22 protein-coding genes are annotated in these 26,061 nt (G+C 58.5%); 2 read left to right on the plus strand and 20 right to left on the minus strand.

The window, feature by feature from the left end:
- Positions 1-3 precede the first annotated feature (3 nt).
- On the plus strand, positions 4-864 hold the full coding sequence (locus AC781_RS05595) for a hypothetical protein (RefSeq protein ID WP_141675776.1): 861 nt from the start codon (positions 4-6) through the stop codon (positions 862-864).
- 15 nt (positions 865-879) lie between these two features.
- Here the strand turns inward: AC781_RS05595 and AC781_RS05600 are convergent, their stop codons facing one another.
- Positions 880-2,697 carry an alpha-L-fucosidase gene (locus AC781_RS05600; protein WP_071133284.1) on the minus strand — a complete coding sequence of 606 codons (1,818 nt, stop codon included), beginning with the start codon at positions 2,695-2,697 and terminating at the stop codon, positions 880-882.
- A gap of 317 nt (positions 2,698-3,014) precedes the next feature.
- Here AC781_RS05600 and AC781_RS05605 point away from each other — a divergent pair, with 317 nt between their 5' ends.
- Positions 3,015-4,643 carry an esterase/lipase family protein gene (locus tag AC781_RS05605; protein ID WP_067774795.1) on the plus strand — a complete coding sequence of 543 codons (1,629 nt, stop codon included), beginning with the start codon at positions 3,015-3,017 and terminating at the stop codon, positions 4,641-4,643.
- Between the two features lie 26 nt (positions 4,644-4,669).
- Here AC781_RS05605 and AC781_RS05610 read toward each other — a convergent pair whose 3' ends face one another.
- From AC781_RS05610 to AC781_RS05700, 19 genes are all read right to left on the minus strand, one after another.
- Positions 4,670-5,542, minus strand: coding sequence for a PEP-CTERM sorting domain-containing protein (locus AC781_RS05610; RefSeq protein WP_067774798.1), 873 nt, complete (start codon positions 5,540-5,542; stop codon positions 4,670-4,672).
- Between the two features lie 135 nt (positions 5,543-5,677).
- Entirely contained in the window at positions 5,678-6,595 is a 918-nt protein-coding gene (locus AC781_RS05615) for a glycosyltransferase (RefSeq protein ID WP_067774801.1), read from the minus strand.
- A gap of 145 nt (positions 6,596-6,740) precedes the next feature.
- Positions 6,741-7,460: a PEP-CTERM sorting domain-containing protein gene (locus AC781_RS05620; protein WP_067774803.1), complete on the minus strand. Its 720-nt coding sequence runs from the start codon at positions 7,458-7,460 to the stop codon at positions 6,741-6,743.
- A gap of 340 nt (positions 7,461-7,800) precedes the next feature.
- Positions 7,801-9,432, minus strand: a complete 1,632-nt coding sequence (locus tag AC781_RS05625) for a hypothetical protein (RefSeq protein WP_067774806.1) — start codon at positions 9,430-9,432, stop codon at positions 7,801-7,803.
- 686 nt (positions 9,433-10,118) lie between these two features.
- Positions 10,119-10,889, minus strand: a complete 771-nt coding sequence (locus AC781_RS05630) for a succinate dehydrogenase/fumarate reductase iron-sulfur subunit (protein WP_067774809.1) — start codon at positions 10,887-10,889, stop codon at positions 10,119-10,121.
- Positions 10,890-10,919: 30 nt separating this feature from the next.
- Positions 10,920-12,878 (minus strand): fumarate reductase/succinate dehydrogenase flavoprotein subunit, encoded by a 1,959-nt coding sequence (locus AC781_RS05635; protein ID WP_067774812.1) that lies wholly within the window; start codon positions 12,876-12,878, stop codon positions 10,920-10,922.
- Positions 12,879-12,900: 22 nt separating this feature from the next.
- Positions 12,901-13,605, minus strand: a complete 705-nt coding sequence (locus AC781_RS05640) for a succinate dehydrogenase cytochrome b subunit (RefSeq protein WP_067774815.1) — start codon at positions 13,603-13,605, stop codon at positions 12,901-12,903.
- Between the two features lie 131 nt (positions 13,606-13,736).
- Positions 13,737-14,429: a DNA alkylation repair protein gene (locus AC781_RS05645; protein WP_067774818.1), complete on the minus strand. Its 693-nt coding sequence runs from the start codon at positions 14,427-14,429 to the stop codon at positions 13,737-13,739.
- Positions 14,430-14,640: 211 nt separating this feature from the next.
- Entirely contained in the window at positions 14,641-16,620 is a 1,980-nt protein-coding gene (locus AC781_RS05650; protein WP_176712500.1) for an LTA synthase family protein, read from the minus strand.
- Positions 16,621-16,804: 184 nt separating this feature from the next.
- Entirely contained in the window at positions 16,805-17,830 is a 1,026-nt protein-coding gene (gene hypE / locus AC781_RS05655; protein WP_067774866.1) for a hydrogenase expression/formation protein HypE, read from the minus strand.
- 185 nt (positions 17,831-18,015) lie between these two features.
- Positions 18,016-19,008, minus strand: coding sequence for a TlpA family protein disulfide reductase (locus tag AC781_RS05660; RefSeq protein ID WP_067774824.1), 993 nt, complete (start codon positions 19,006-19,008; stop codon positions 18,016-18,018).
- 277 nt (positions 19,009-19,285) lie between these two features.
- Complete coding sequence (locus AC781_RS05665) at positions 19,286-20,005, minus strand: hypothetical protein (RefSeq protein ID WP_141675777.1); 720 nt, start codon at positions 20,003-20,005, stop codon at positions 19,286-19,288.
- An 8-nt stretch (positions 20,006-20,013) separates the two neighbouring features.
- Positions 20,014-21,132, minus strand: a complete 1,119-nt coding sequence (gene hypD, locus AC781_RS05670) for a hydrogenase formation protein HypD (RefSeq protein WP_067774830.1) — start codon at positions 21,130-21,132, stop codon at positions 20,014-20,016.
- Complete coding sequence (locus AC781_RS05675; protein ID WP_067774832.1) at positions 21,129-21,377, minus strand: HypC/HybG/HupF family hydrogenase formation chaperone; 249 nt, start codon at positions 21,375-21,377, stop codon at positions 21,129-21,131. Before AC781_RS05675 ends, hypD begins: the two co-directional genes overlap by 4 nt.
- Positions 21,378-21,382: 5 nt before the next feature.
- Entirely contained in the window at positions 21,383-23,725 is a 2,343-nt protein-coding gene (hypF, locus tag AC781_RS05680) for a carbamoyltransferase HypF (protein WP_067774836.1), read from the minus strand.
- Positions 23,726-23,735: 10 nt separating this feature from the next.
- Complete coding sequence (locus tag AC781_RS05685) at positions 23,736-24,332, minus strand: hypothetical protein (protein WP_067774839.1); 597 nt, start codon at positions 24,330-24,332, stop codon at positions 23,736-23,738.
- Positions 24,333-24,378: 46 nt separating this feature from the next.
- Positions 24,379-25,161, minus strand: coding sequence for a hydrogenase nickel incorporation protein HypB (gene hypB / locus AC781_RS05690; RefSeq protein WP_067774842.1), 783 nt, complete (start codon positions 25,159-25,161; stop codon positions 24,379-24,381).
- Positions 25,162-25,167: 6 nt separating this feature from the next.
- Positions 25,168-25,509, minus strand: coding sequence for a hydrogenase maturation nickel metallochaperone HypA/HybF (locus tag AC781_RS05695; protein WP_067774845.1), 342 nt, complete (start codon positions 25,507-25,509; stop codon positions 25,168-25,170).
- Positions 25,502-26,061: HyaD/HybD family hydrogenase maturation endopeptidase (locus AC781_RS05700; RefSeq protein WP_083076614.1), on the minus strand; the 560-nt coding region annotated here is incomplete at its 5' end. The genes AC781_RS05695 and AC781_RS05700, both read right to left, overlap by 8 nt.

The following is a 26,061-nucleotide window of genomic DNA, read 5'->3' on the forward strand; positions in this document are numbered from 1 at the left end:
CCTATGCTTCGCCGTTCGACATGGATTTTTACCGTATGTATTCTTTTTTCGATGGGGCTGTGCTTTGTCGGACAGAGGCTGTTATATGAGTATCTGGAGGAATCGCAGGCGCATTTCATTGCGGAGAATCCCTATTTCGTGACGCTGGGGCGTTTGCAGAATGTGGAGGATTTGAAGGGCGATGCGGTGATTCTGGGGTCATCGATGACAGAGCGCCTTCAGTCTTCCGATTCGGTTTCGGTGATCGGCGTTCCGGGCAGTTCCTTTCTCGGCGGCATGCTGTTTTTGAAGAAATGCAGGTTCAAACCCGGCACGGTGGCTGTGGTTGAAGGCAATCTGATTACCTCGGGAACGAATGCCGGAGTGATTCGCGATACGGAGAAGTGGGATTTTCGTTTGTTTCAGGGAAGCAGGCATTTTTCCATCCGGTCGAAGCCTTCCTCGTTGCTGTTGACGTTCCTGTACGACAAACTGCTGTCTCATGCGGGTGCGGATCGGGCGGATTCATGCTTCGATGAAGAGGGGTTTCATCCCGAAAGGGAGGTGCATTCCGGTGGGGCTGGCGCGCCGGACGGTCGGCTGAATGCCGTGATGCAAGGTATACAAGATTTGCAAAAGCAGGGGTTCCGGCCCTGTATCGTGTGGTATCCCACTCATTTGCCGGAAAGCGATGATACGCGGCGCAACCGGAGTGTTTGCATGGAAGCGGCGGCCAGAACAGGCGTGCCCTTTCTGGATTACTCCGATGCTCCCTTCAAGGATCGGCTGCGGTTTACCGATACGCACCATTTGAAGAGTACGGCACGGGAAACAAGTACGTTTCGCAATACAATCGCCCGCGATGCCATGAAAGCATCGCGGTAGAATGCCGCGACCGGATCAGCGGGACGGTGAGGAGGGGGTCAAGCGGACGCTTCGGATGTTGGCGACGCCTATTTTCGGTTTGGCTGCTGCCTTGAACGTAATGGTGTTGTCGCCCTGCTGCAGGCGGATGAGTCCGGGAGAGACGGTGCGGTAATCCTGCCATGATGCCGTGGGAGAGACGGTCCATTGGAGAGAGTCCGAACCTTGTGCAATATCCACGGGGGTGCCTGCGGTATCCGGCGCGCATGCGTAGTCGATTTCGAGTTTGTAATGGCCGGCCTTGGCATTGTTGATCTTCCATGAGATCGTATCAGGCTGTTTCATCCAGAAACCGATGTTTTGTACGGTTTTTTCCGATGCTCCGACAAGTTTGCCGCTGGCGGGCGGTGTTTCAAGTTTGACGCCTCCCGAGAGATGTGCCGTGTTTGCGTCCAGCAGGAAGTTGCCGTCGGTTTGCGGTGAGATGCCGTCGATGATTTTGCCTTTGCCCGTCATGGCGAGTACGGTGGCATGAGGATCTCGGGAGAGTTTTCCGATGTCTGCCATGATGCCGCCGGGAATGCGCTCGTAGGGAACAGTCGCGCCTCCGTCCAGAGCCTTGAGGGTGAGTTCTCCTTCGGGAGTGATCGGGATGAGGAGTTTTCCGTCCTGCGGCCAGTCGTAGATGAAGAGGTAGGATGTATCGCCTTTCGTGGTGGAGCGCCCCCACGGGAGTTTGCCGAAGGTGGAGAGGGTGGTGCCGTAGATGGCTTCATGGTTTTTATCCATCCAGCGCCCGACTTCCGCCAAGCGTTCAAGGCTGGGCTGGGGAATTTCACCATTTGGCATGGGACCGATGTTGAGGAGGTAATTGCCGCCCTTGGATGCGGTGTCGATGAGGTGGCGAATCAGCGTTTGCGTGCTTTTCCAATTCTGATCGTGTTTGGCGTAGCCCCAGGATTTGTTCATGGTCATGCAACTTTCCCAATCCTTGCCCGGCAGGCCGGTATCCGGAATTTCCTGTTCGGGAGTGCCAAAATCGGCGCCGAACATATCGTCTTTGCTCATACCGGCCATGCCCTTGCGAGCTTTGGTGATGCGGTTGTTGACGATGATGTCCGGTTTGAGGGTGCGCAGGTAGTTGTAGATTTCCCGGCCGTCCGCATCCTTCCACCAGCCTTCCCATTCACCGTCGAACCACAGGACTTCGGTGCCGTATTTGCCGATGAGTTCGGCGAGCTGGCCTTTCATGTAGGGGAGGTATCCTGTTTTGTTTTTGGCGGGGATGAATCCGAGTTTGGGGTTGTCCCATTCAAGTACGGAGTAGTATGTGCCGAAGATGATGCCGTGTTTGCGGCATGCGTCGGATAGTTCTTTCAGGAAGTCTTTGCCGTAGGGAGTGGCTTTTTTGACGTTGTAGTCGGTCAGGGCGGAATCGAACATGCAGAATCCGTCGTGGTGCTTGGTTGTGACGATGATGTATTTGGCTCCGGCAGCTTTGATGGCCTGTACCCAGGCATCGGCGTCGAATTTATCCAGAGTGAGTTGAGAGGCATTTTTTCTGTATTCTTCTGCGGGCACTTTGCCGAAGTTCATGATCCATTCGGCACATGGATGCGGTACTTTGCCTTTATATTCTCCACCCATGACGGCGTAGGGACCGATGTGGATGAAGATTCCGAAACGGGCGTCCCGCCACCATTGCATGCGCTCGTCGCGGTCCTGAGGGGGCATGTGGGTGAAGTCTTTGATCTGTACAGCTTCGGGCGAGGTGACGGCCTGCCGCGCAAGGCCAGGGTCGGGCAGTTCATTGGCCTGCAGGCTGGAGGTTGTGAGAGCGATGAGCGGAATCATGAATGAGCGCATATTGCAATGTTAACACTGTTATCGTGTGAGGTCAAACAGAAAGATAACAGGTCGATCCGGGTGCCGGAAGGGGTTGTTTGTTTTGATAAGATGTTTATGAATAGTATTTTCAAGTTAGGTAGGCGTTTGCGGGGATGATGTCAGAAGTGGCGGACATATGGGCTTGTTGCAGTCTTGACAGGGTGGGGGGCACCGCCTATGATGAATCCGAAGCCATTCGTCGGGTTCGAATTTTTACTGATACGTCCGTGGGCACATGGTGGCCATCTTTGTTTATTTCTCTTCGGGGCATATGGATTGCCCTGATGCTGGCGGTTGTATCCGGCTGCGTGTCGACGCCGATTCCCGAACCGAAGCCGACCGAGGTGACTTTGCAGCAGAAGTCGTACGCCTTTTATGTTGCTGAGGCTCGTGAAGCGTGGTACGTGATGGGCAACCCTGACCGGTCGGCGGAGTGGGGGGCTGCCTTGGCCCGGTATAACCATGCGCTGGATATGATTTTCCGCAGTGTGCGTTATGAGAATTTCCATTCCAAGCAAGTTTCCGGCAAGCCGATCGATCTTGCGGATACTTCCTATCCCTTCACTTTCGCCCGCGATTTCGGCGAGAATTTGAAGCTTCGCGAGGTGTATGCGGATATGGTGCCTTGCACGGATATCAATCCGGACGATTTGGAGGAGCGTAATACGGTGCGCGGTCTGGGTGTGCCGCTGGCAGGTGTCGTGCAACCGGAGGATGCGAAGAAGATCAGGAATCTCCGGGTGGTGAAGGACTGGGGCAATGTGCATACGATTACGGCGGTGCTTTCGTTTCCCAAGGATCCGAAGAGCCGTCAGAAGCCCGTTCTGCATTTCTTCCTGCGTTTGAATCGCGAGAATGTGCCGGTGGGCCGGATGGAGTATAGGTTGGCCGGGGATTTTTCCGTACCGATTTCGCTCTATTGGCGGCTGACCCATGCGAATGATATGCGCCTGCTGGGACTGTTTCGCCCGCAGAAGCTGCAAAGCGTGACGGGGCTTTCGTTTACGGAGCCGTATAATCCGAACAAGATTCCGGTGGTATTGGTACATGGCCTGATGTCGAGCCCCGGTACGTTTTCCAATTTGACGAACTGGCTGTTGAAGAATCCCGAGATTCGCAAGAATTACCAGTTCTGGTATTTTTCCTATCCGACGGGGGTGACGTGGCTTGTCAGCGCGGATGCCTTCCGTCGGGCTTTGCATGAAGCCCGGCAGGAGCTCGATCCCCGGCACCGGGACAGGAAATGGGACGAGATGGTGGTGATCGGCCATTCGATGGGCGGGTTGATTACCCGCTACAGTCTGAGCGAGCAGCCTTGGAATATTTTGCGCGAGGAGATTGTCCCGGCGTACAGGAGCAGCCTGACATCGAAGTATGTGGACAAGCCGTTCCCGAATCCGGCCTTGGAGTCGTTTCGCAGCCGCTTTTTCTTCAAGCCTCTCAAAGAGCCGAAACGCGTGATTTTTCTGGCGACTCCTCACAGGGGGGCTCCGTTTGCGGATAGTTGGCTTTCACAGATCGGTTCATGGATTATTCGCCTGCCGCAGAATATTCTGATGCAGACGCTGAAGGCGGTGACTCTGCAGGACGATTTTGTTTTCCTGCACCCGGAAAAGGCTTTGGAGGAGATGAAAAGCATCCGCCAGCTTTCTCCGCACGGTTATGCGATCAAGGGACTTTCGGAGTTGAAAATCAAGCCGATGCCCGTGCATTCCATTATCGGAGACCGGGGGCGCGGCAATACTCCGCGCAGTTCGGATGGCATTGTGCCGTATTGGTCCAGCCATTTGTATGGGGTGCAATCCGAGAAGATCGTGCCCTCTGGGCACAGTGTGCAGGATGTGCCGGAGACGGCGGAGGAGGTGCAGCGCATCCTGCTGGAGCATCTGCGCCAGTTGAAGCTTTTGCGCTAGAACTTGCCTGAACGGAGTTCGGTGCGTCAGCGGCGGCGGCGCAAGGCGAATCCGGCAAGACCGAGGATGGCAAGGGCCGCGCTGCCGGGTTCGGGAATGATGTCCTGAATGCCCAGTTCGTCGAAATAGCGTTGCCTAGCTTCTTCATCGAAGGTGCCATAGGTGCGCAACCCCATGCCGATGACGGTCATATCGCTGCCTTCCTGAAAGCTGCCCGTGGTGTTGGCGGAGTCGGCATTGCCCTTGCCCCCGATGTAGAGATTGCCCAAGGTGATGTTTTCCGTGATGTAGGACGGCGACATGACGGATGCGATGAGCGTTCTTCCTGCATAGAAGCCGATGGTGAGTTCGCCCTGCATGTTTTGCTCGAGCATGACGGTGAGGTCGGCCGATGCAAGGATGTTGGCTACGGAACCGGGCATGAGGCTGCCCGATTGCTTGGGCGATCCGTAACCGATATCGGCCACTCCCGTCGTGGGGTCGTATTGGATGCCGAGGAGGCCGTTATACCATGCCGGATCGGCGCCTGTGCCTCCATAGAAGGATGTGGAGAAGAGCGTCGACAAGTCTTTGACGGAGCCTGCGGCATAGGTGATGGCGATGGAGAAGGCCTTGCTTTCCGCCAGCGAAGGGGCGTAGATGGAGTTTTTGAAATCGATGTTGGCATGGCCGCCCTGCAGGATGAGGTGGCCCTGCTCATTGAATACACCGTTGGAAACGGTCATTTTGAGGTCGTCGACCGGTCCTTCGTTAAGTGTGCGAAAATCCGTCCATACGTAGGTGTACCCATCCGAAAGGGATGGGACTGCAGCTTCGGAACGCGTGGGAAGTAGAGTCAGAATCAGGCCGGAAAGGATGAGGAGAGCTTGAAGAATGGATGAAGAATGAAGGCGTGGCATCTAATCGAGTTGTTCTTTTAATTGGAACAATTATAATAATATGAATTATCGCTGCAATCCACAATAGAGCGCGTCATGCAATACGCACATATCTATATAATGTGTGTGAACCGCTTCGAAGAGCGATTCGGTGACTCAAGAGTCCGCAAGCGTTTCTCCGGCAGGTTCACTGCTAGTCGTACGAAAACCCCAGCAGACGGTGGGGTGATGAATGGGCCATGTCGTACGCACATCCGTGTGTGGCAGGTAAACGGCATATTCACGAGGCGCCGGCTGGCCTATATCCGCCAATCGGCGCTTGAGGTTGACCCATCGGTAAATGAAAGGGTTCAATTTACTGGCCCACCAGGGAATATGGCGCGCATACTCGGTGCCTTCTTTCCACGATGCTTCAGACCACGCCAAGTTGTCTCCTGTGCAATAAAAGGCCGAGGTGACGACCGGGATGGTTTGGAAACGGAGCCCGGCCCGGGCAAGTGCGGAGTAGAAGACCATATCGCTGATGCTTTTCCAGCGGATGTCGAACCGGATGCCGTGCCGACGGAATGCCGAAGCGCGGTGGAAGCACGAGTTGGTGATGACGGCGCAGGTGTAGTAGGATGACCAGACGCGGGGGGGGACAGGGCGCCGATGGGCGATGTAGCGGCTGTTTTTGTCAAGAATGATGTAGGTGCCGAGAAGGATGTCCGCACGGGGGTGTTGTGCAGCGGCTTCGGCTACTTTGGAAAGGGCTCCGGGCAGGTATTGTTCATCGCTGTTCAGATGGGCGATGATGTCGATGTCGGAAGGAGCCAGAGCCCAGCCGATGTTGATGGCGTCATACATGCCCCGGTCGCGCTTGCTGGCGTAGGAGAAGCGGTAGTTCGGAGGTTGTTGCCGCGTGCATTCGTCGGAATATTCCTGCAGCCACGCCGCGGTGCCGTCCGTTGACCCTCCATCCTGAACGTGATGGTGGATTTCAATGCCTTCTTGCGCCTGATCGGCTATGGAGCGGATGCATTGAGGAAGCCATTGCAGGCTGTTGAATGTGGGGGTGACGATCCAGAATTTCATGCGAGAGATACAGGTTTTTGTACCATAAGATGAGAGCCAATGCAAGAGTAGGCGTCCCGTTTGCCCGGCGGATGCTTAGAATGCAACAAACTGCCTTCGGTGAAGAAGGCAGTTTGTTGGAAGATCGGTATGGAGCCGTGGAGAATCAGGCGCGGCGGCGGCGCATCATCAATCCGGCGAGGCCAAGGAGACTCAAGGCGGCAGTCGCCGGTTCGGGGATGGCTCCGGTGTGTGTTCTGACCGTCATGGACGGGATGTACAGGCCTTCCCAGCTGTTGAGCGTATTGTTTTTGTATGTGCCGCATCCGCTGGGCAGATTGTTTTCAGACAGGAGCAAGGAAATGCCGACAGGCTGGTTCAGGCGGGCCGTATTCCAGTCCCAGTTGGCAGCCGTCGTGTTTTCGTTGACAAAGAGCACCTGAATGCGGTCGCTGGTGTTCAGTGTGACGCCGGAAGCAAAGTTGAATTTCATTTCTGCGCTGGCACCTGTGGAGACCTGCGCGTTGGAGGAGATGGAGATGAGTTGTCCTGCGGAACCGTCGGAGGCGAAGACGCACAGGGCGATTTTAAAGGCGCTCGTATAAGAGGAGCTGCCCGAGGAGCGCGTGTAGAGGCTGAGGCTGTCGAGCTTGAGTGTGGACGGCAGGGTGGTGACAGTCGTGCCGTTCGAGGTCGTCACCGCATTCGGCGTGTTCTGGAAGGAGAATGTGAAGCCGTAGTAGTTTCCGTTGCCTGTCGCTTTATTGCTGATTCCGTCCTGCTTGAGGGTCGGATTGGTCGTCAGGTATTCGGTGTAAGGATCGGTTGCTGCAGAGGCAACAGAGAACAGGGAAAGAGCGGCAAGTGTAATCCAGGTTTTTTTCATTATGGAATGAGTGGCGATTGTATGATTGCGGCGGCAGGGTAGAGGATTTGGAATCCGTTGTCAAGGGTGAAACGATTAATTTTTTTGTTATTGGTCGTTTATGCTGAAATTTGATTGAATCACGTTTGATATCAATGGGTACGCATCAAATATGTTTGATGGGATTAGAGTGTCCCAGCCTTTCAGAAAGAGTATCTTAGACGCGAGTATGTGTACGGCTTGCGACCAGCGGATTCCAAATCAGTTGGACTGCTATTGACGTAAAACGCCGTTGTGTGTGAGACGGTGCGGTTTGGCATGTGGTGATCCGTATGTGATGACGGTGTCCGTGGTCCGACGTTTATTGTGCTGCGTTGCCGATCGCAGGAGGGGCGGTTCGATCGGTTTTGCGCGCATAAAGACGGACTTCGACTTGAGGTGCAAACGGTTTTGGATCTCCCAGAGGTTCCCATGTGCCTTGTTCGACGAGGTTTTGCATGATGCCTTGGGCACGGGTGTTTTTGTAGTATGGCTTTTGCCCGGGAGGCAGGTTGACCGGATAACGCATGAGGACGTAATCGATTTCACCCTTTTCGATATAGCTGTCCTGGGTGCGCCCGATGGAGTGGGGGCCGTTGCGGTCCGGCTGTTCCTGATCGTTGGGGTGCATGTAGTAGAAGACGGGGGGCGTGGCTCGTAACGCCCTGTAGAGTCCGCTGTCCATACAGCCGTAGCATAGGAGGCGTATCGGCCTGCCTTGGGCGTGGCTGGTGATTTCTCGGGAGAGTTCGCCGATGACTTCCGCACTGTTGGAATCGTTACGGGGTATGGAGGTGTCGCGTATGTAGAGCAGGGCGGCAAGCGCCGGCAAGGCGTATTCCCATGTCGTTCCCTGATTCATCAATCCATGGAAGAAGAGCAGTAGGGCGGCGAAGAAGTAGGGCAGCAACGGGATCAGGTAATAGATATAGCCGGGAATAATGGTGACCCCGTTCATCATCAATATGAGGACGAGGTAGGAGAGCAGGGAGAGGGAGATGCTGGCCCATCCGCGAAGATCGTTGCGGCGATGCGGAAACCAGCCGAGTGCGGCGGCGCCGATTCCTCCAAGGGTGAGGAAGGCGGTGTTGTCCAGAAAGAGATGTTTCATGTTGCCCAGACTGCCGGATAGCGTGGGGCGATATTGGGCATTGAATCCGATGTAGACGTTCCACAGCTGTTCGCCGTGTCCACGCAGAACGAAGATCAGCACCATGGCTGCGATGATCATCAGGTATCCCGATATTTGCCCCATGAGGCTGCGTGCGGCATTTTTCCAGGTGGTGGCGGAATCAGCCAGGCAGAAGGCTCCCCAGAGGAGGGGATAGTAGACGACGAGGTTGAATTTGATGAGGCTGATGCCGGCCAGCGATGCTCCGGCGATCATCGACCAGAGGAAGCTGCGGGTGCCGCGTGTTTTCAACAGGGCGAGCAGGCTGAGGCTCATCAGGCACAGGATGTAAAGTTCGGCTTCTCCGCCCTGTGAGAGGATGGAGGAGTCCAGGGAGAGTTTCGGCAGGAGTGCCTTCGAGCCGATAAGGATGGCCATGGTGCAGACGCCGATCAACGGGATTCGCCGGGCATGCGAGCCCAGGAGCAGGAGGGCCATTCGGTACCAGATGATGAAGGTGGCTCCCATGGCGAGCGATTCCATGAGGTAGAGGCCGGTGTAGCCTCCGGGAGAGATCAGGGAAGCGAGGCCGTCGATCAGGAAGATGAGGGGGCCTTTGTGGTCGAACAGGTCGGCATAGGGAAACAGGCCTTCCTGCAGCCATGCCTGCCCCATCGTGAGGTAGATGTTGGCATCGGGCGCATACATCCATCCGTAGCGGGGAGAGGAGGTGGAGCCGTACCAGATGACGAGGAAGCCGAGAAGGAAGAGAAAGACGGTTTCAGGCCATGTGCCCAGTTTGTGGACGAGACGGCGGAGAGAGTTGCTATTGGAATCGGTCATGGGAGAGAGTGAGGTGTCGAACGGTTTTACGCGTCGATTTGCCTTTTGGCTTGGTGCCTGCGTTGTTGCCGTTCGGAAAAGTATGGTTTTGCTGGCGCGTTGTCTTGCTCAAACCGGTGTGGTAGGGGGAGCTTTGGATTCGGCTGCAATGGGGATGAAGATTCAGAGTGCCCCGTGGTTGATCGGGAGGTGCGTGGAATGAAACTCGGCTTGGTTCTGCCTCGTACAAACGAGTTTTGTTCTGCGCCCGGCCATGTCATGGTGTCGGCAAAGGATCGGAGAGTCAGCCGTTCCGTTTCCGGTTGAGCAAGTTTCGGGGCTTCGGAAGGCTAAATAAGGAAGGCTGTCACCATCCGGTTTTTTGGTGGTCATTGGTTATCAATTGTTCAATTGAAGCGTTAAATTAGAGGATTTTAAATCCGTTGTCAAGTGTAAAGCGGATAGGTGTTTGCCGTTTGGAGGTTGGGCGCGTGGGGTGATGGGCGTGGTTATTTCTTCATGGGTTATTTGTTTTTCTCATGGATTATTATGTTATTATAATATATTTGAATTCAATATATTATATTCTGTTTGCGGTTTTGTTGAGGTATAGCGGATTTAAAATCAGTTTTCCTCAAGGGGAAAGAAAAAAGCTGCTTCGCGAGAGCGAAGCAGCTTGGAAAGTACCGGAAACCGGGGATCGTGCGTCAGGAGACGCTGACGCCTTCCTGTGCGATGGCTGCGATGTAGTCGCGGTTCAGCTTGGCGATGTTGTCCACGCTGATGCCTTTCGGGCAGGCCGCTTCGCATTCGTACTGGTTGGTGCAGTTGCCGAAGCCGAGGGCATCCATCTGGCGAACCATGGCGAGGACGCGCTTGGTTTTTTCCGGCTGGCCCTGCGGGAGCAGGTTGAGGTGCGCAGCCTTGGCCGAGGTGAAGAGCATGGCGGATGCGTTTTTGCAGGATGCGACGCATGCTCCGCAGCCGATGCAGGCGGCGGCGTCGAAAGCGGCGTCGGCGCAGCTCTTTTTGACCGGGATGTTGTTGGCATTCGGTGCGGAACCGGTGCGCACGTCGATGTAACCGCCGGCGGCGATGATTTTATCGAGGGCGGTACGGTCGACCATGAGGTCGCGCAGGATCGGGAATGCCTTGGCACGGAAGGGTTCGATCCAGATGGTGTCTCCATCGCGGAATTTGCGCATGTGGAGCTGGCATGTGGTGACTTTGCGTTCGGGGCCGTGAGGCACGCCGTTGATGGTCAGGGAGCACATGCCGCAGATGCCTTCGCGGCAGTCGTGGTCGAAGTGGATGGGTTCCTTACCGTCATTGACGAGGCCTTCGTTGACGATGTCGAGCATTTCAAGGAAGGAGGCGTCTTCGGGGATGTCCTTGGCGGCGTAGGTTTCGATGCGGCCTTTGGCTTCCGCATTTTCCTGTCTCCATACCTTGAGGGTGAGATTAAGGGTTTTGGCCATGATAATCTTTTGTTCGGTGTTGACGGTTTCTTACTTGTAGCTGCGGATGGCGAGGTGCACGTTGTCGAAGGAAAGCGGTTCCTTGTGGAGGACGGGCAGTTCATCGACGCCTTTGAATTCCCATGCTGCAACGTAGGCGAACTGCTCGTCGTTGCGTTTGGCTTCGCCGTCCGGCATCTGGTATTCGACGCGGAAGTGGCCGCCGCAGGATTCTTCGCGGTGGAGTGCATCGTAGCACATGAGTTGGGCGAATTCGAGGAAGTCGGCGACGCGGCAGGCTTTTTCGAGTTCGGCATTGATGCCTGTGGCCGTGCCGGGAACGCGGACGTTTTTCCAGAATTCCTTGCGGATTTGCGGGATGCGTTCGATGGCCTTCATGAGGCTTTCGCGGGTGCGGGCCATGCCGCAGTTTTCCCACAGGAGGAGGCCGAGTTCGCGGTGGAAGGAGTCGACGGTGCGCGTTCCCTTGACATCAAGGAGGGCGTTGATCCTTTCCTTGACGGCGTCTTCGGTAGCTTTGAATTCGGGGGCTGCCGTGGTGACGCTGCCGGGTTTGGTGCCGGCAAGGTAGGTCGGGAGCGTAGACGGGATGACGAAGTAGCCGTCTGCAAGGCCCTGCATGAGGGCAGAGGCTCCGAGGCGGTTGGCTCCGTGGTCGGAGAAGTTGGCTTCACCGAGGACGTGCAGGCCTTTGACGGAGGACATGAGGTTGTAGTCGACCCAGAGTCCGCCCATGGTGTAGTGGACGGCGGGGTAGATCATCATCGGCGTTTCGTAAGGATTGTCGTCGGTGATTTCTTCGTACATGTCGAAGAGGTTGCCGTATTGTCCGGCAATCCATTCCTTGCCCATGCGGCGGATGGAGTCTCCGAAGTCGAGGAAGACGCCGAGGCCGGTGACAGCGATGCCGCGACCGTCGTCGCACTGTTCCTTGGCGGCGCGGGAGGAGATGTCACGCGGAGCGAGGTTGCCGAAGGAGGGGTATTTGCGTTCGAGGTAGTAGTCGCGTTCTTCTTCGGGGACGTCGGCAGCCTTGATTTGCTTGGTGCGGATTTTTTCCGCCACTTCGCGGCTCTTGGGTACCCAGACGCGACCGTCGTTGCGGAGGGATTCCGACATGAGGGTGAGTTTGGACTGGTAGTCGCCCTTGACCGGAATGCAGGTCGGGTGGATCTGCGTGTAGCAGGGGTTGGCAAAGAATGCACCGCGTTTGTATGCCTTGTAGGCGGCGGTGACGTTGCAGCCCATGGCATTGGTGGAGAGGAAGAAGACGTTGCCGTAGCCGCCGGTGGCGAGCAGGACGGTGTCGCCAGCGTAGGATTCGATTTCCCCGGTGATCATGTTGCGGACGACGATGCCTTTGGCTTCTCCGTCCACGACGACGAGGTCCATCATTTCGTGGCGGGAGTACATCTGGATTTTGCCCTTGGCGATTTCCTTTTCCATGGCCTGGTAGGCGCCGAGAAGGAGCTGTTGACCTGTCTGGCCGCGGGAGTAGAATGTGCGCTTGAGCTGTGCGCCGCCGAAGGAGCGGTTGTCGAGGAGGCCGCCGTATTCACGACCGAAGGGTACGCCCTGGGCGACGCATTGGTCGATGATGTTGGCGGATACTTCGGCGAGGCGGTAGACGTTGGCTTCACGAGCGCGGAAGTCGCCGCCTTTGACGGTGTCGTAGAAGAGGCGGTAGACGGAGTCACCGTCGTTCTGGTAGTTTTTGGCTGCGTTGATGCCGCCCTGAGCTGCGATGGAGTGTGCGCGGCGGGGGCTGTCCTGGTAGCAGAAGCATTTGACGTTGTAGCCGAGTTCCGCGAGGGTGGCGGCTGCAGCACCGCCTGCGAGGCCGGAGCCGACGATGAGGACGGTGTATTTGCGCTTGTTGTTCGGATTGATGAGCTTGGCGTCCCTCTTGTACTTGGTCCATTTGTCTTGGATCGGTCCTTCGGGGATGCATGCATCCGGCATCCAGTCGCTTACGGGAAATTCAATCATGGTTTTGATTCAGTTGGAAGGTTTACTTGAGGAATCCGCTCAGGACGGCGAGCGGGATGGAGATGAAGCCGCCGCAGACCACGATCGCATAGGCGATGGCGATGATGTTCCACAGGCTGCGCACCTTGCGTGTGGCGAGGCCGAGCGTCTGGAAGACGGATTGGACGCCGTGGCGCAGGTGGGAGAACAGGAAGAGGATGGCGACGATGTAGAAGCCGGAGCACCATACGTTGCTGAAGCCTTTTACGATCATGCCGTAGCAGTCGAAGACGAGGATGCTGTCCGGGTTGGTCGGATGAAGCGGTACGAGTACTTCGGGGATGCCGACGCGGACGGTGTACTGGAGGAGGTGGAAGATGAGGAAGCACAGGATCATCAGGCCAGTCCAGATCATCGCGCGGGAGGAGAGGGTCGCCGTGATGGTGCTCTTGTATTCGTATTGCTGGCGCGCTCCGTTGTTTTCCAACTTCAGGGTGATGGTGTATACGATGTGGACGAGTGCGACGACGAGCAGGCCGAGGCGGATGCCCCAGAGCATCCATGCGGGCATGGAGTGCAGGCCGAAGGCGTAGCTGTTGATGTATTCAGGTCCACCGAAAATGAGGAGGTTGCCGATCAAATGTCCCACGAGGAACAGGAGGAGGCACGCACCTGTGAGAGCCACAAGGATCTTGCGGCCAATCGAGGACGTGACGAATTTACAGGCTGTCTGTACAATAGCGTTCATAAGTGAATGGCGTCTGTGCGAGGAACTCTTTACTCTTTTTCCTCAGGAATAGCAAGTCCAAGTTACCTCTATCCGGAAAAATCTGCATTTGTCCGGCACCGTTGTCTGTGCGCCATTCGCGCTTTCGGCGGTTATTTTCGCTTGAGGGTGCGGATGAAGTTTTTGGTATCATCGGGCACGCGCAAGGATTCGACAATTTTTTGGATGGTTTTGTTGTGGGTCATTTTGTCAAGGTTGCCGTTTTGCAGGAGGGGCAGAGTCAGTTCCGGGTAGCGGACGAAGGCCGTGGAGAGAGCCCATGCAATGCCCATGTGTACGTAGTAGGCCTCATGGCGTATTCCTTCCAGTGTGTGGAGGACTCGGGAGATGTATTCGTCGTTGAGGTAATGGTCGAGCAGCATGACGATGCCGAAGCGCAGTTCGTATTCGTTGCCGGAGGTGAGGCAGGGTTGCAGAAAGTCCCAGACGCGCTGTTGGTGTTTGCGTGCGCAGGTGAGGCCGGCACAGAAGCTGTCACAGACGGACCAGTTGTCGATGAGGGGTATGAAGTCTGCCGTGTAGGCGAGGACGGTTTCGATGTCTGCGGGGATGGTTCCGATGAGCATGCCGTGGAGCATGCGTTCTTCGAAGTGGTGTTTGCCCGGGGCGTCGAGGTAGTCCTTCCAGTTGCCGCGGGCGAGGCGTTTGGCGATTTTCCTCAGATGGGGCAATCGAACGCCGAGGATGCCGGTTGCTCCGGGGATGAGGGCTGCCGTGAAGCGGGCATAGGGGGCCTCGGAGAGGCCGAGCAGTTCGCTGCGGATGGTTTCAAGGTTCGTCTGCATGATTGAATGTAGCATGTCATGCATGAGGCAGCAAGCGTTGCGGTGGTATGCATGAGGCCTCCCCCGGGTGGGGGGAGGCCTGCATAGGGGGAGTGTTTTTGTGAGAAGGTTTCTCTATGGAGCGCCCGATAACGGGGACTTTCACTTATAAAGCATAACAAAATGGGCTTTTTGTCTAATTTTTTAAATTTTGTGTGCTTTTTTGAATAAATCAGGGGGTGTCCGGTGTGGGGACGGGCTGTGATTCCGGCTGCCGGGGTGTTGCCGGATGGGCGGTTGCTCGGTCGAGGGCGTTTTGCGAGAGGTTGTCGCGCCAGCCGCTGGCATGATGGTAGTAGTGGACGGCGCGGTCGCGGTAGGGGATGAGGTCCGGAGTTTCTTCAACTTTTTTGTTGTCTTTGTAGTAGGTGACTTTTCGGTTCGGCTGGAGGATGACCATGACGTCGTCTTCCACATATCCGATGTGCTGGTAGTTGCAGAGGAAGTAGCGGGATTTGTAGCCGGGTTTCCGGGCGTCCTGCCCGTAGTAGGAGGCGATGTGCGGCATGTTGATGGCTCCGAGCAGCGTAGGCAGGACGTCGATCTGGCTGATGGCTTCGTCGTGCCGTTCCGGTTTGAAGTATTTGGGGGCGTAGATGATGGCGGGGATGCAGTGCGTTTCGGGGTTGAGTTCTTTTTTTCCTGCGCTGCCCGCTCCATGATCGGCGACGAAGAGGAAGACGGTGTTGTCGAACCATGGCCGTTTTTTCGTTTCTTCGATGAGGGCTCCGACGGAGTAGTCGGCATATTTGACACCCCCGAGGCGTCCGGTGCCGGAGGGGATGTCGATTTTGCCGGAGGGGTAGGTGTAGGGGCGGTGGTTGGAGGTGGTGAAGACGAAGTTCATGAAGGGTTTGCCTTTGGCATGGCTTTTATCGGCTTCGCGTATGGCCTGGCGGAAGAGGTCTTCGTCGCAGACGCCCCAGATGGAGGTGTGGGTGATCTGGTCGTCGGGGATGTCGAGTCTGTCGATGACTTCGAATCCGTTGTGCCCGAAGTAGTAGTTCATGTTGTCGAAGATGCCGTATCCGCCGTAGATCCATTTGGTGTCGTATCCGTGGCTTTTGAAGATGGAGCCTGCCGTCTGGAGGTTTTCGTTTTTGTCGCGGCGCAGGATGGCCATGCCGGGCAGGGGCGGGATGGAGGTGCTGACGGCTTCAAGGCCGCGGACGGAGCGGGTTCCGGTGGCGAAGGTGTTCGGGAAGAAGATGCCCTGGGCGGCGAGGCTGGAGAGGTTTGGGGTGACGTTGGCCCCATCTTCGCGGCGTTCGTTGAGGAATTCGCTGCCCATGCTTTCCATGACGACGATGATGACGTTGCAATTCAGCGGAGCCGCTTCCGGTGTGACGGTGCGGGTGATGCCGGTGCCGTCCGGATCGGAGAATACGATGCCAGGGCCTGCATGTTGTTCGCGCAAGAAGGCCGCATCGGCTTTCGTGTCGTCCGTCAGATAGAGTTGTTCATAGTTGAGTTCGTTTTTGAGGAAGGCGCTGAAGAGGCTGAAGAAGCCGTCTTTGGCCAGTTCGTTGTTGTAGTGGTTGGTTCCGTCTTCGGCATCGGCGATGTCGACGCAGAAGAAGGAGAGGACGAGCAAGGCGGCGGCTCCGCCGGCTACCGCCGTGCGGACAGGTAGTGCTGGTGCGGAAATTTCTTTAGGTATGAGGATGTTGCGGCAGGCCCAGACGATGAGGGCTGTGATGAGGATGAAGCCCGGAATGATCCATTCCATGGGGTAGGATTCCATGATGTTGCCGATGACTTCCTTGGTGTAGACGAGGTAGTCGACGGCGATGAAGTTGAAGGAGCTGCTGAATTCGTCCCAGAAGAAGACGGTGGCGGTGTCTTCAATGAGGTTGGCGAGGACGAAGATGGAGAACCATGTGATGGTGAAGATTCGGTCTCCTGCGCCGCCGTGTTTTTGCCGTGGCAGGCAGAGGAGGTAGATGAGGTAGGGAAGGAGCCAGTAGAGGCAGGAGATGGTTGTTTCGACGAGGCCATCTTTGAGGACTTCGAGCATGGGGAGGAGTCCCCAGTCCATTTTGTCGCCGTCCATGTAGATGGGGGCGATGTTCGCCAGTATTTCGAAGCTGAAATAGATGAGTATGAAGGGCAGGATGCGGCGGAGGTAGTAGTTGGTTTTGAGTGCGTTCAAAAGGTGGCGCATATGTTTGTTGCTGTTGGATGGAGGTGTCTATCCGGTGGCCTGCAGGGAAAGGGCAGGATGTAAAAACAAGTACGCATCCCCATTCGCCGTTTTTGAGACTGCGGGAGCGGTTGTTTTGTTGAGAAAAATTTGCAGAAAAAACAGTTCGTGCCGGGATGGCGGGGCTGTGCCGTCAGCAGATGCGCGGCAGTTGTTCCCCGTACGGTTTGGAGAGGATGCGCCTCACGCCCAGCAGGCCGTCGATGAGGAGGGGCGCCGTGCCGGAGGGGATGACGGTTCCGATGCGGGCGGCTTCAGGGTTGTGGCGCTGTAGGGCGAGGAGGGTTTGTTCCGCCTGTTTTTCGGGGACGATGGCGAGGTATCTGCCTTCGCAGGCCGTTTGGAGGATGTCGAGGCCGAGCAGGTCGCATGTGGAGCGGACTGTTTCACATACGGGGATGGCGGTTTCGTCGAGCAGGATGGTGGTTCCGGAGGTTTCGGCCAGTTCGTTCAGGGTCATGGAGAGTCCGCCTCGGGTGATGTCGCGCAGGCAGTGGATGGCGATGCCGGATTGCAGGAGGGTACTGACGGACGGCCAGAGGTTGGCGGAGTCGCTTTGCAGGTCCGTTTGGAGGTCGATGCCCGCCCGCGCACTCATGATGGTGATGCCGTGGCGGCCGATGTCGCCACTGACGAGGACGGCGTCTCCCGGTTCGATGGAAGAGGGGGCGATGGCGAGGCTGTGTTCGACGATGCCGATGCCGGAGGTGTTGATGTAGAGTCCGTCTCCCTTGCCCTGTTCGACGACTTTGGTGTCTCCTGCAACGATGGCGATGCCTGCCTGCCGGGCAGTCTGTCCCATGGAGTGGGCGATGCGGGAGAGGACGGCGGTGTCAAGCCCTTCTTCGAGGATGAAGCCTGCCGTGATATACAGGGGGCGGGCTCCGCTCATTGAGAGGTCGTTGACTGTACCGTGGATGGCGAGTGAGCCGATGTCGCCGCCGGAGAATTCGATCGGATGGACGACGAAGCTGTCCGTGGTAATGGCGAGTTTGCCTTTCGGGGCAGAGACGACGGCCGAGTCGTGCTGTGTCAGGTTTTCTGTACCGAATGCCGGCAGGAAGATGTCTTCGATGAGGCGGCTGGTCATTTCGCCGCCCCCGCCGTGGGCGAGCCGGATGCGGTGCGGGTCGGGTGCCGGAATGGGGCAGGTGAACATGGTTGCTTGTAGGAGGGATTCCAGCGGAATGGTATCATGGCGCAACCGGATATGCAAGGATGGCGGATGCGGCGTGCCCCCGGGATACGGAACGGGGGAAGATTTTCTCTTCCCCCGTGGCTGCCCGGCAACCCCGGGCAGGAGATTGTGCGCCGGTCCGTTCGGGAGCGGGCGCGACGATGCCGTTAGCGTTTTGCGGCCGGTTCGATGGCGGATACTTCTTCCATCAGGGCGGCGGCGGAGCGCTGGACGTTGACGTCGCTGGATTTCTGGGCCACTTCGAGGAGCTGCTTGAGGCTGTTCACGGATGTGGCGGATACGGGTTTGCCTTTGTCGCGCGTGGCTTGAAGTGCCTTGACTTTTTTCTGGACGTCGAAGAGTTTCTTGAGGCCGTCGCTTTTCTGGAATTCGCCCATCTGTTCGTTGAAGTCGTCGATGGAGGGGACGGCGGCTTTCAAGCGGTTGATGGAGACCATGGCTTCGAGCGGGTTGGTGTCGCAAAGGCCCTGAATCGCGCATTTTTCGTCTTCGACCCATGCGTCGAATGTTTTGCAGATTTCAGCGGCTTCCGTGTCGTCGGTTTTTTCGCGCAAAGGAGCGATTTTCGCTTCGATGTTTTTACCCGTGGAGACGACGATTTTGGTGAGGCCCTTGTATTTTTTCAACTCAAGGCCGCCGAGGATGGCGTACCCGGAGGTGACTTTGGCCATTTCGGCTTCGACTTTGTCATACAGGGAAGAGGGAGATCCCGTTGCTACGATTTTGCCGTTCGCGCCGATGAGGACGGCGTGAGGGATGCCGCCGGGGCATTGGGCTTCGGAGATGCTGAGACCCTGATAGATGGGGAACGTGATTTTGTTCTGTTTCAGGAATTTCTGGATTTCAGGCGAAGAGCCCTGCATGTGGCTGCCGATGACGGTGAAGCCTTTGGCCTGGTATTTTGCCTGGAGCGCTTGCAGGTGAGGCATGCTGGCTCGGCAGGGCGGGCAGTTGATGCCCCAGTATTCGAAGAAGATGACTTTTCCCCGAAGGTCTTTGGTTTTGACGGTCGAGCCGTAAAGGTGCGAGCTTTGGTTGAAGTCCGGCAATGTAGCTTTGTCGCCGACGGCTGCCTGCGCCATGGAGAGAGCCGCACAGATCGCTACGATCGGGAAGATGTGGAAGTTACGGTTTTGCATATAAATGGAATTAGAAAGATCCGCAGGCAAGGTTCAATGGGGTTCCTTGCCTGCGGAGCGCGAATTCTAGGCGTGTCGCAGGGCGATGTCAAGATTGAGCACATGATTTTTGTCATCATGTCACAGTCTGTTTTATGATGTATATGTGCTTGTTAGTAAGGTGATGGGGATGTTTAGACAAAGACGAACCACGTCGCATTCAGGTGCTTCGTGGTTCGCCTTTTTGGTCGCTTGTGCTACAAGTGTCTGGATTTCAAGAATGGCAGTTCGGGCGATGTTACTCGTCGTCGGTTTCCTTTTCCGGTTTGAGGACGGTGCCGAAGACGGTTTTTTGCACTTCTTCGTTCGTTCTGCCTGCGAAGTTGAGTTTTTGCCGTTCCGTGGCGTCGGCAAAGAATTCGCGGGCAATTTTTTTCATTTCGTCATATTGCATGATGAAGGAGGATGCCGACCATGCGGCGGCACGGATGGTGACGTCGAGAGAGTTTTCCGGTTCGTCGCTGCAGGCGATGCGCAGGACTGCTTCCGGGTATTTTTTGTCTCCGCTGGCAAGGTATCCTCCCCAGCATGCGTCCAGAGTCGATGGGCCGGCGGTTTGGGCAGTGGAGACGTCGGGTATTTTGCCTTGGGCGTATTGCAGGGCTGTGCGGAAGATTTGTTGCCAGTCTTCGGGCAGGGAGGAGGCCGTTTTCATCCATTCATCGACGCGGCCGGGGTTGGATTGGAAGATTTCCCCGAAGAAGACGATCATAGAGGGGATGGCGTTGCACTGGCGGGTGTCTGGGAAGGCTTTGGATACGTCGATGATGAGTTCGCCGATGATGCCGGGGTCGGGATGCTGGAAGTAGTGCATCATGATGTCTCCGGTTTTTTTGAGCAGGTCACCGGTTGCAGGAGGTGCGGCCGGCGATGGCGGCGGGGCCGGTGTCGCAGGCGTGGCGGGCTGGTCTGCCATGCAGGCTGCGGCGGTGATGAGCGGGATCAGTATGGTTTTCATGGTTGTTTTCATGTGTGGTTTGGGGGGAGTGGTTCGGTTGCGGTTCGTCGGTAGCGGTAGCATGCGGCGCAGGCTCCTTCGCTGGAGACCATGGGTGCGCCGAGAGGGGTGAGCGGTGTGCAGGCCGTGCCGAATGCCGGGCAGGCTTCCGGGGAGAGGATGCCTTTGAGGATGTCTCCGGCGCGGCAGATGTTTGTTTGTGGTGCGGCGGGAGCGGAGTTTTCCGGCCAGCGGTGGAGGGCGTCGAAGTGTGCGTATGCGGGGTGCAGGTCCATGCCGCCGAGGGGGATGGAGCCGATTCCCCTCCATTCCCGGTCGACGGGGATGAAGGTTTCCCGCATCAGGCCGAGGGCGGCGGGGTTGCCTTGCGGACGGACGACGCGGCGGTAGGGGTTGGTGAGGGCGGATGTTCCCCTTTCGAGCTGCAGGATGCAATCCCGGATGCCTTCGAGGAGGTCGACGGGTTCGAAGCCGGTGACGGCGATTGGGACGCGGTGACGTGCGCAGATCGAGGCATAGTCGCCTTCTCCGGTGATGGCGCAGACATGGCCGGGGGCAAGGAAGGCATCGGGCCGTGCATCGGGTATGCCGAGGAGCATGGCGAGGGCCGGAGGCGCGAGGACGTGTGCGCAGATGATGCTGAAGTTTTTCAGGCCGAAGGCGGCGGCTTTTTTGATGGCGAGTGCTGTGGCCGGAGCTGTGGTTTCAAAGCCGACGGCGAAGAAGACGATTTCTTTTCCGGGGGTGTCTGCAGCGGTTTGTACGGCATCGAGGGGGGAGTAGTACAGGCGTATGTCGGCTCCCCGTGCTTTGGCTCCGAGCAGGTCGCCCAGTGTGCCGGGTACGCGGAGCATGTCCCCATAGCTGCCGAGGATGGCGCCGGGTTCGGAGGCGATGCTTACGGCGCGGTCGATGAGGGAGACGGGGGTGACGCAGACGGGGCAGCCGGGGCCGTGGAGGAGGGTGATGCTTTCCGGTAGCAGTTTTTCGATGCCGTAGCGGGCGATGGCATGGGTTTGTCCGCCGCAGACTTCCATGATTTTCCACGGGCGTGTGACGGTGCTGCGGATTTCGTCGATAAGTTCGCGCACTCTGGTTGTGTCGCGGTAGGCGGTGGCAGGTGTCATGGCGAGGGTTCCTGCTCGGCGGGCAGGAGTTTGCGGAGGTCGTCCCGGATGGCGAGTGCTTCGTTTTCGTGCATGACGCTGAGGGCAATGCCGACGTGGACGATGACGTAGTCGCCGATTCCGGCTTCGGGTACGCAGCCGAGGTTGACGTCGCGGCAGACGCCGCCGAAGTCGACGGTGCCCATGCGGAAGAGGGGGTCGGCTTCGGAGATGGAGGTGATTTTTCCGGGGACGGCGAGGCACATGGCGGTCAGACGGTGGTGAGGGTGAGTCCGGCGGCGGCGAGTTGTCCGTAGGCGAGGCCGCCATCGTGCGCAGGTACGCGCTGCGGGTAGTCGAAGGTGAGGCCGGCCTGTTCGGTGCGGTCGCACAGGAGGTCGAGCAGGAGGGTGTTGAGGAAGCATCCGCCGCCGACGGCGATGTGGGTTCTGCGGCAGGATTGGGCGATGCGGACGATCAGTTCGGCAAGGCCGTCGTGAAAGCGCCATGCGAGTTCTTCGGCGGAGGCTTCGCGTTTGAGTTCGCTGTCGAGGAGGCGGAGGACGGGTTCCCAGTCGCAGACGAGGCAGCCGTTTTCTTCCCGGATGTCCCATGAGAGGGGCGACGGTTTGTTCTGTTCCGTTTCGTGGTAGCGGCGGGCGAGGGTTTCGAGTTGCATGGCCGCATGGCCTTCGCAGAGGTTGGGCCCGTGGAAGCCGAGGTAGCAGGAGACGGCGTCGAAGAGGCGGCCCATGCTGGAGGTGAGCGGCGAGTTGAAGCATTTGTCCATCATGGAGCGTACGGCGTCGCGGACGGTGGCGGCGAGTTCGCGGTTGACGGTTTTGCGGAGGGTGGGGCAGGCTTCGGCGGAGAGGGAGTGGAGGAGGCTGAGGGCGCAGCGTGCGGGTTCGCGTGCGGCGGCGTCGCCTCCGGGGAGGGGGTAGAGACGGAGGTGGGCGATGCGTCGGCAGTCCGTTTCGCCGATGTCGAAGAATTCGCCGCCCCAGATGGTGCCGTCCGTGCCGTAGCCGGTGCCGTCCCAAGCGGTTCCGAGGGCGGGTCGCGGCGTGTGGTTTTCTTCGATGCAGGCCATGACGTGGGCGACGTGGTGCTGGACGGAGATGACGGTGAGGCCTTTTTTGAGTGCGAGGTATCTTCCGTAGCGGGAGGCGGCATAGTCGGGATGGGAGTCGACGATGAGGCGGCCGTACCCTGCATGCAGCAGGCGGCCGAGGTTGTCGATTTCCCGGCGGAAGGTGGATGTGGAGGCTTCGGTTTCGAGGTCGCCGAGGTGCTGGCTGAGGACGGCGAGGCCGTGCGCGCGCCAGCAGAGGGTGTTTTTGAGTTCGCCGCCGAGAGCGAGGGTGTCCGGTCCCTGGGAGGGGCCGACGGGGAGAGGCGCATAGCCTCGGGCGCGGCGTACGACGATTTCCCGGCCACGGAAGACGCGGACGACGGAGTCGTCCACCGGGCGGAGGATGGGTCTGTCGTGGAGGAGGTGGAGGTCGGCGATGCGGCGCAGGGAGCGGAGGGCATCTTCCTGCGTGTGGCAGAGGGGGGCGCCGCTGAGGTTGCCGCTGGTGCAGACGAGAGGTGCACCGTATTTTTTGAGGAGGAGGTGGTGCAGCGGCGTGTGCGGGAGCATGATGCCGAGGCTGGGGCTGCATGCGGCGACGGAGGGGGCGATGGGTGCACCGGCGCGGCGGGTGAGGAGGACGATGGGGGCGGATGGCGAGCGGAGGATGCGTTCTTCATCCGGTGAGATGCGTGCGAGGGTGCGTGCGGTTTCCACGGAAGGTACCATGAGGGCGAAGGGTTTGGCATCGCGCGCTTTGCGGCTGCGGAGACGCCGGACGGCTTCTTCGTTCGCCGCGTCGGTGAGGAGCTGGACGCCGCCGAGGCCGAGGATGGAAACGATGCCGCCGGATCGGAGGGTGTCGACGGCCCGGTTGAGCATGGCTTTGATATCTCCGGGTTTTCTGCCTTTCCGCAGGAGGGTGCCGGTGGCATCGTAGAGGAGGAGGGAGGGGCCGCAGTCGGGGCAGGCGTTGGGCTGGGCATGGAAGCGGCGGTCTGCCGGGTTGCCGTATTCTTCCCGGCAGGTGCTGCACATGGAGAAGATGCGCATGGCGGTGCGTTCGCGGTCGTAGGGAAGGTCTTCGATGATGGTGTAGCGGGGGCCGCAGTGGGTGCAGTTGGTGAAGGGGTAGTAGTAGCGGCGGTTGTCCGGGTTGAAGATGTCCGCGACGCACTGATCGCAGGTGGCCAGTTCAGGGAGGATGACGGGGACGGCGGCCGAGTGTGCGCCGCTTTCCTGGATGTTGAATTCCGCGTAGCCTGCGGGTGGGAGGGTGCAGGGTTCGATGGTGAAGAGCCGGGCGAGCGGCGGCGCATCGGTTTCCAGTCTTGTGCGGAAGGCGGAGAGTTGTTTGGGGTGGCCTTCGATTTCTATTTCGACTCCTGCAGGCGTGTTGCGTACCCAGCCCGCGAGGTGCAGTTCTTCGGCGAGGCGGAAGACGAAGGGGCGGAAGCCCAGCCCCTGAACGGCGCCCGTGATGTTGAGGCGGAGGCGGGAGATGTGTTGGCGGGGATGGTTTTCAGGGGAGGGAGCCATGGCGGTGTGTTCAGGTTGAGTTGCTTTCGCTGTAGTCGAAGGCTCCGTACAGGTTCATGTAGATGGAGCTGGATGTTTTGGAGTCCGAGTGGAGCCATGTGGCTTGCCAGCCGGAGGAGCAGGGGGTGATGGTGATGCTCGCGTTTGTGCCGGGTACGTCTTCCCATCCAAAATCATGCGCATGGCTTCTGGCCTGATCTTTCAGGTATTCCTCTCCGGGCGGCAGAAGTCCGTATCCGATGCCGAGGATGCAGCCGAATATGATGACGCGGAGTGCGATGCCTGCGGCATTTTTCAGGAAGGGTACGGTGCGTGGGAGCAGGCGTGTGGAGATGGCACGGATGCAGAGGAAGAGGAGCAGGAACGGGATGACGGGGGCCGCGTAGATCCATCCCAATAGAAGGTTGGCGAAGAAGGCGAGTCCGTTTTCCGGAGGATTGACGGTGACCAGTGTTGCCAATGAGGAAAACCATGTGCACAGGATGAGCGTCAGGATGATTTTCCACGTTTTGTACCGCCGGAGTGCGATGAGGGTGGCCGCAAAGAGGGGCATGGCCAGCACGATGATGATGGCCAGTACTTCCGCAAGCTTTGGGTTAGGGAACATTCTTTCTCATTGTAGCCTTGCGGGGCGGTTTGTCAAGTTCTCCCGGTCAATGATGTGCGTGGGTGTGGGAGAAAGCGGCGGTTTTGTGGCTGAGGGCGTGTACGAGTTCGTCGCACCATGCGTCCATGCCTTGCCCCGTGCGGGCCGATACTTCGCAGACGGCGGCATGGTGGGCGATTTTTTCGAGGCTGGCGAGAGCCTGGCGGCGGTCGAATCCGGCGGCTTCGGCGATGTCCGTTTTGGTGATGACGGCGATGTCCGCCGTGTGGAACATGGGCGGGTATTTGAGGGGTTTGTCTTCGCCTTCGGTGGTGGAGAGGAGGACGACGCGGAGGGCTTCGCCGAGGTCGTAGTCGGCAGGGCAGACGAGGTTGCCGACGTTTTCGATGATGAGGAGGTCGAGGTGGTCGGTGTCGAGCCGTTTGAGGGCTTCGGCGATCATTCCGGCGTCGAGGTGGCACATGGTACCCGTGGTGATCTGGATGACGGGGACGCCGGTTTGCTGCAGGCGTTTGGCGTCGTTGTCGGTGGCGAGGTCGCCGACGATGACGGCGATGCGGTGGTTGCCTGCAAGCCGCCGGACGGTTTCGCCGATGAGGGTGGTTTTGCCGGAGCCGGGGGAGGAGAAGATGTTGACGACTCCGATGTTTTTCGCTTCGAAGTAGCCCCGGTTGCGTTCGGCTTGCCGGGCGTTGGCATCGAGGAGGGGGATGTTGAGTTCTCCCGTGTGGTGGTGTGAGGCGTGTTCGTGGCCGTGCGTATGCGTGCCTGCATCGCACCCGTTGATTTGTACGCGGCCTCCTTCGCCGCATCCGCATTGTTTACACATGGTTCTTCAGATCCATTCGAGGGTTTTCAGGTCGAGTTCCCTGCCTTTGACGAGGGTGAGGCTGGCTTCTCCGCAGCGGGGGCAGAGGTAGCCGTTTCCGGAGAAGGGGAAGGGGGCGTTGCAGGCGGTGCAGTGGCATTCCGCTTCGATGTAGTCGATGTCGAGTTCGGCTCCTTCGGCGATGGTGCCGGGTGCGAGTGCAGCGAAGGCGAAGCGCAGGGATTCGGGGACGACGCTGCTGAGGCTGCCGATGCGCAGGACGAGGCGGGTGATGCGGCTGCCTCCGCCACGGAGGGCCATGTCGCGAGCCATGTCGAGGGCTCCGGCGATGATGCCCGCTTCATGCATGGGCGGCCTCCTTTCCTCCGATGCCTGCGGCCGCGAGGAGTTCGTGCAAGGTGGCCTGCGCCTGCCGGACGGCGGCGGGGAGGGCGTTCCGGACGGTGCTGCTGGCGGCGGCGGTGAAGGCGATGGTTTCCGCTTCGATGCCGACGAGGGCGATGTGTGCGGGCAGGGTGCCGCAGAGTTGGGCGGCCCCGAGGACTTCGCTGAGGCCGATCTGGTGGGGGGAGAGGATGTTTTTGAAGAAGCCGGGGAGCTGGCTGGCCTGCCGGGTGACGACGGTGCCGGGTGCGGCCCCGGTGTGGACGGCATCAAGGAGGAGGACGGCGGCGGCGTCTTCAATGAGGGGCAGGAGGGTCATGCCGAGGGTGCCTCCGTCTTCAAAGATGATGTGTTCCGGCCATTTTCTGCTTTGCCGAAGGTTTTCGAGCAGGAGGAGGCCTGCTCCGTCGTCTCCCATGAGGGGGTTGCCCAGTCCGAGGACGAGGAGGTGCGGGAAGTCGCGGTCGATGGGCGCCCGGAGGGGGGAGGGCTGCGCCGAAGAGCCGGGGCGATGGG

Origin of the sequence: Neoakkermansia glycaniphila, assembly GCF_001683795.1 — a bacterium.
In the GTDB taxonomy this organism is placed as follows: Bacteria; Verrucomicrobiota; Verrucomicrobiia; order Verrucomicrobiales; family Akkermansiaceae; genus Akkermansia; species Akkermansia glycaniphila.

What these genes read in the sequence shown, in the direction of transcription:
- AC781_RS05600 (WP_071133284.1), bottom strand. Translation starts at nt 2,697, where the DNA reads ATGATTCCGCTCATCGCTCTCACAACCTCCAGCCTGCAGGCCAATGAA.
- AC781_RS05640 (WP_067774815.1), bottom strand. Translation starts at nt 13,605, where the DNA reads ATGAACGCTATTGTACAGACAGCCTGTAAATTCGTCACGTCCTCGATT.
- AC781_RS05675 (WP_067774832.1), bottom strand. Translation starts at nt 21,377, where the DNA reads ATGTGCCTCGCCGTCCCCGGAAAAATCACCTCCATCTCCGAAGCCGAC.
- AC781_RS05595 (WP_141675776.1), top strand. Translation starts at nt 4, where the DNA reads ATGCTTCGCCGTTCGACATGGATTTTTACCGTATGTATTCTTTTTTCG.
- AC781_RS05665 (WP_141675777.1), bottom strand. Translation starts at nt 20,005, where the DNA reads ATGAAAACCATACTGATCCCGCTCATCACCGCCGCAGCCTGCATGGCA.
- hypD (WP_067774830.1), bottom strand. Translation starts at nt 21,132, where the DNA reads ATGACACCTGCCACCGCCTACCGCGACACAACCAGAGTGCGCGAACTT.
- AC781_RS05660 (WP_067774824.1), bottom strand. Translation starts at nt 19,008, where the DNA reads ATGCAAAACCGTAACTTCCACATCTTCCCGATCGTAGCGATCTGTGCG.
- AC781_RS05630 (WP_067774809.1), bottom strand. Translation starts at nt 10,889, where the DNA reads ATGGCCAAAACCCTTAATCTCACCCTCAAGGTATGGAGACAGGAAAAT.
- AC781_RS05625 (WP_067774806.1), bottom strand. Translation starts at nt 9,432, where the DNA reads ATGACCGATTCCAATAGCAACTCTCTCCGCCGTCTCGTCCACAAACTG.
- AC781_RS05610 (WP_067774798.1), bottom strand. Translation starts at nt 5,542, where the DNA reads ATGCCACGCCTTCATTCTTCATCCATTCTTCAAGCTCTCCTCATCCTT.
- AC781_RS05685 (WP_067774839.1), bottom strand. Translation starts at nt 24,332, where the DNA reads ATGTTCCCTAACCCAAAGCTTGCGGAAGTACTGGCCATCATCATCGTG.
- AC781_RS05605 (WP_067774795.1), top strand. Translation starts at nt 3,015, where the DNA reads ATGCTGGCGGTTGTATCCGGCTGCGTGTCGACGCCGATTCCCGAACCG.
- hypE (WP_067774866.1), bottom strand. Translation starts at nt 17,830, where the DNA reads ATGTTCACCTGCCCCATTCCGGCACCCGACCCGCACCGCATCCGGCTC.
- AC781_RS05615 (WP_067774801.1), bottom strand. Translation starts at nt 6,595, where the DNA reads ATGAAATTCTGGATCGTCACCCCCACATTCAACAGCCTGCAATGGCTT.
- AC781_RS05620 (WP_067774803.1), bottom strand. Translation starts at nt 7,460, where the DNA reads ATGAAAAAAACCTGGATTACACTTGCCGCTCTTTCCCTGTTCTCTGTT.
- hypF (WP_067774836.1), bottom strand. Translation starts at nt 23,725, where the DNA reads ATGGCTCCCTCCCCTGAAAACCATCCCCGCCAACACATCTCCCGCCTC.
- AC781_RS05645 (WP_067774818.1), bottom strand. Translation starts at nt 14,429, where the DNA reads ATGCAGACGAACCTTGAAACCATCCGCAGCGAACTGCTCGGCCTCTCC.
- AC781_RS05635 (WP_067774812.1), bottom strand. Translation starts at nt 12,878, where the DNA reads ATGATTGAATTTCCCGTAAGCGACTGGATGCCGGATGCATGCATCCCC.
- hypB (WP_067774842.1), bottom strand. Translation starts at nt 25,161, where the DNA reads ATGTGTAAACAATGCGGATGCGGCGAAGGAGGCCGCGTACAAATCAAC.
- AC781_RS05695 (WP_067774845.1), bottom strand. Translation starts at nt 25,509, where the DNA reads ATGCATGAAGCGGGCATCATCGCCGGAGCCCTCGACATGGCTCGCGAC.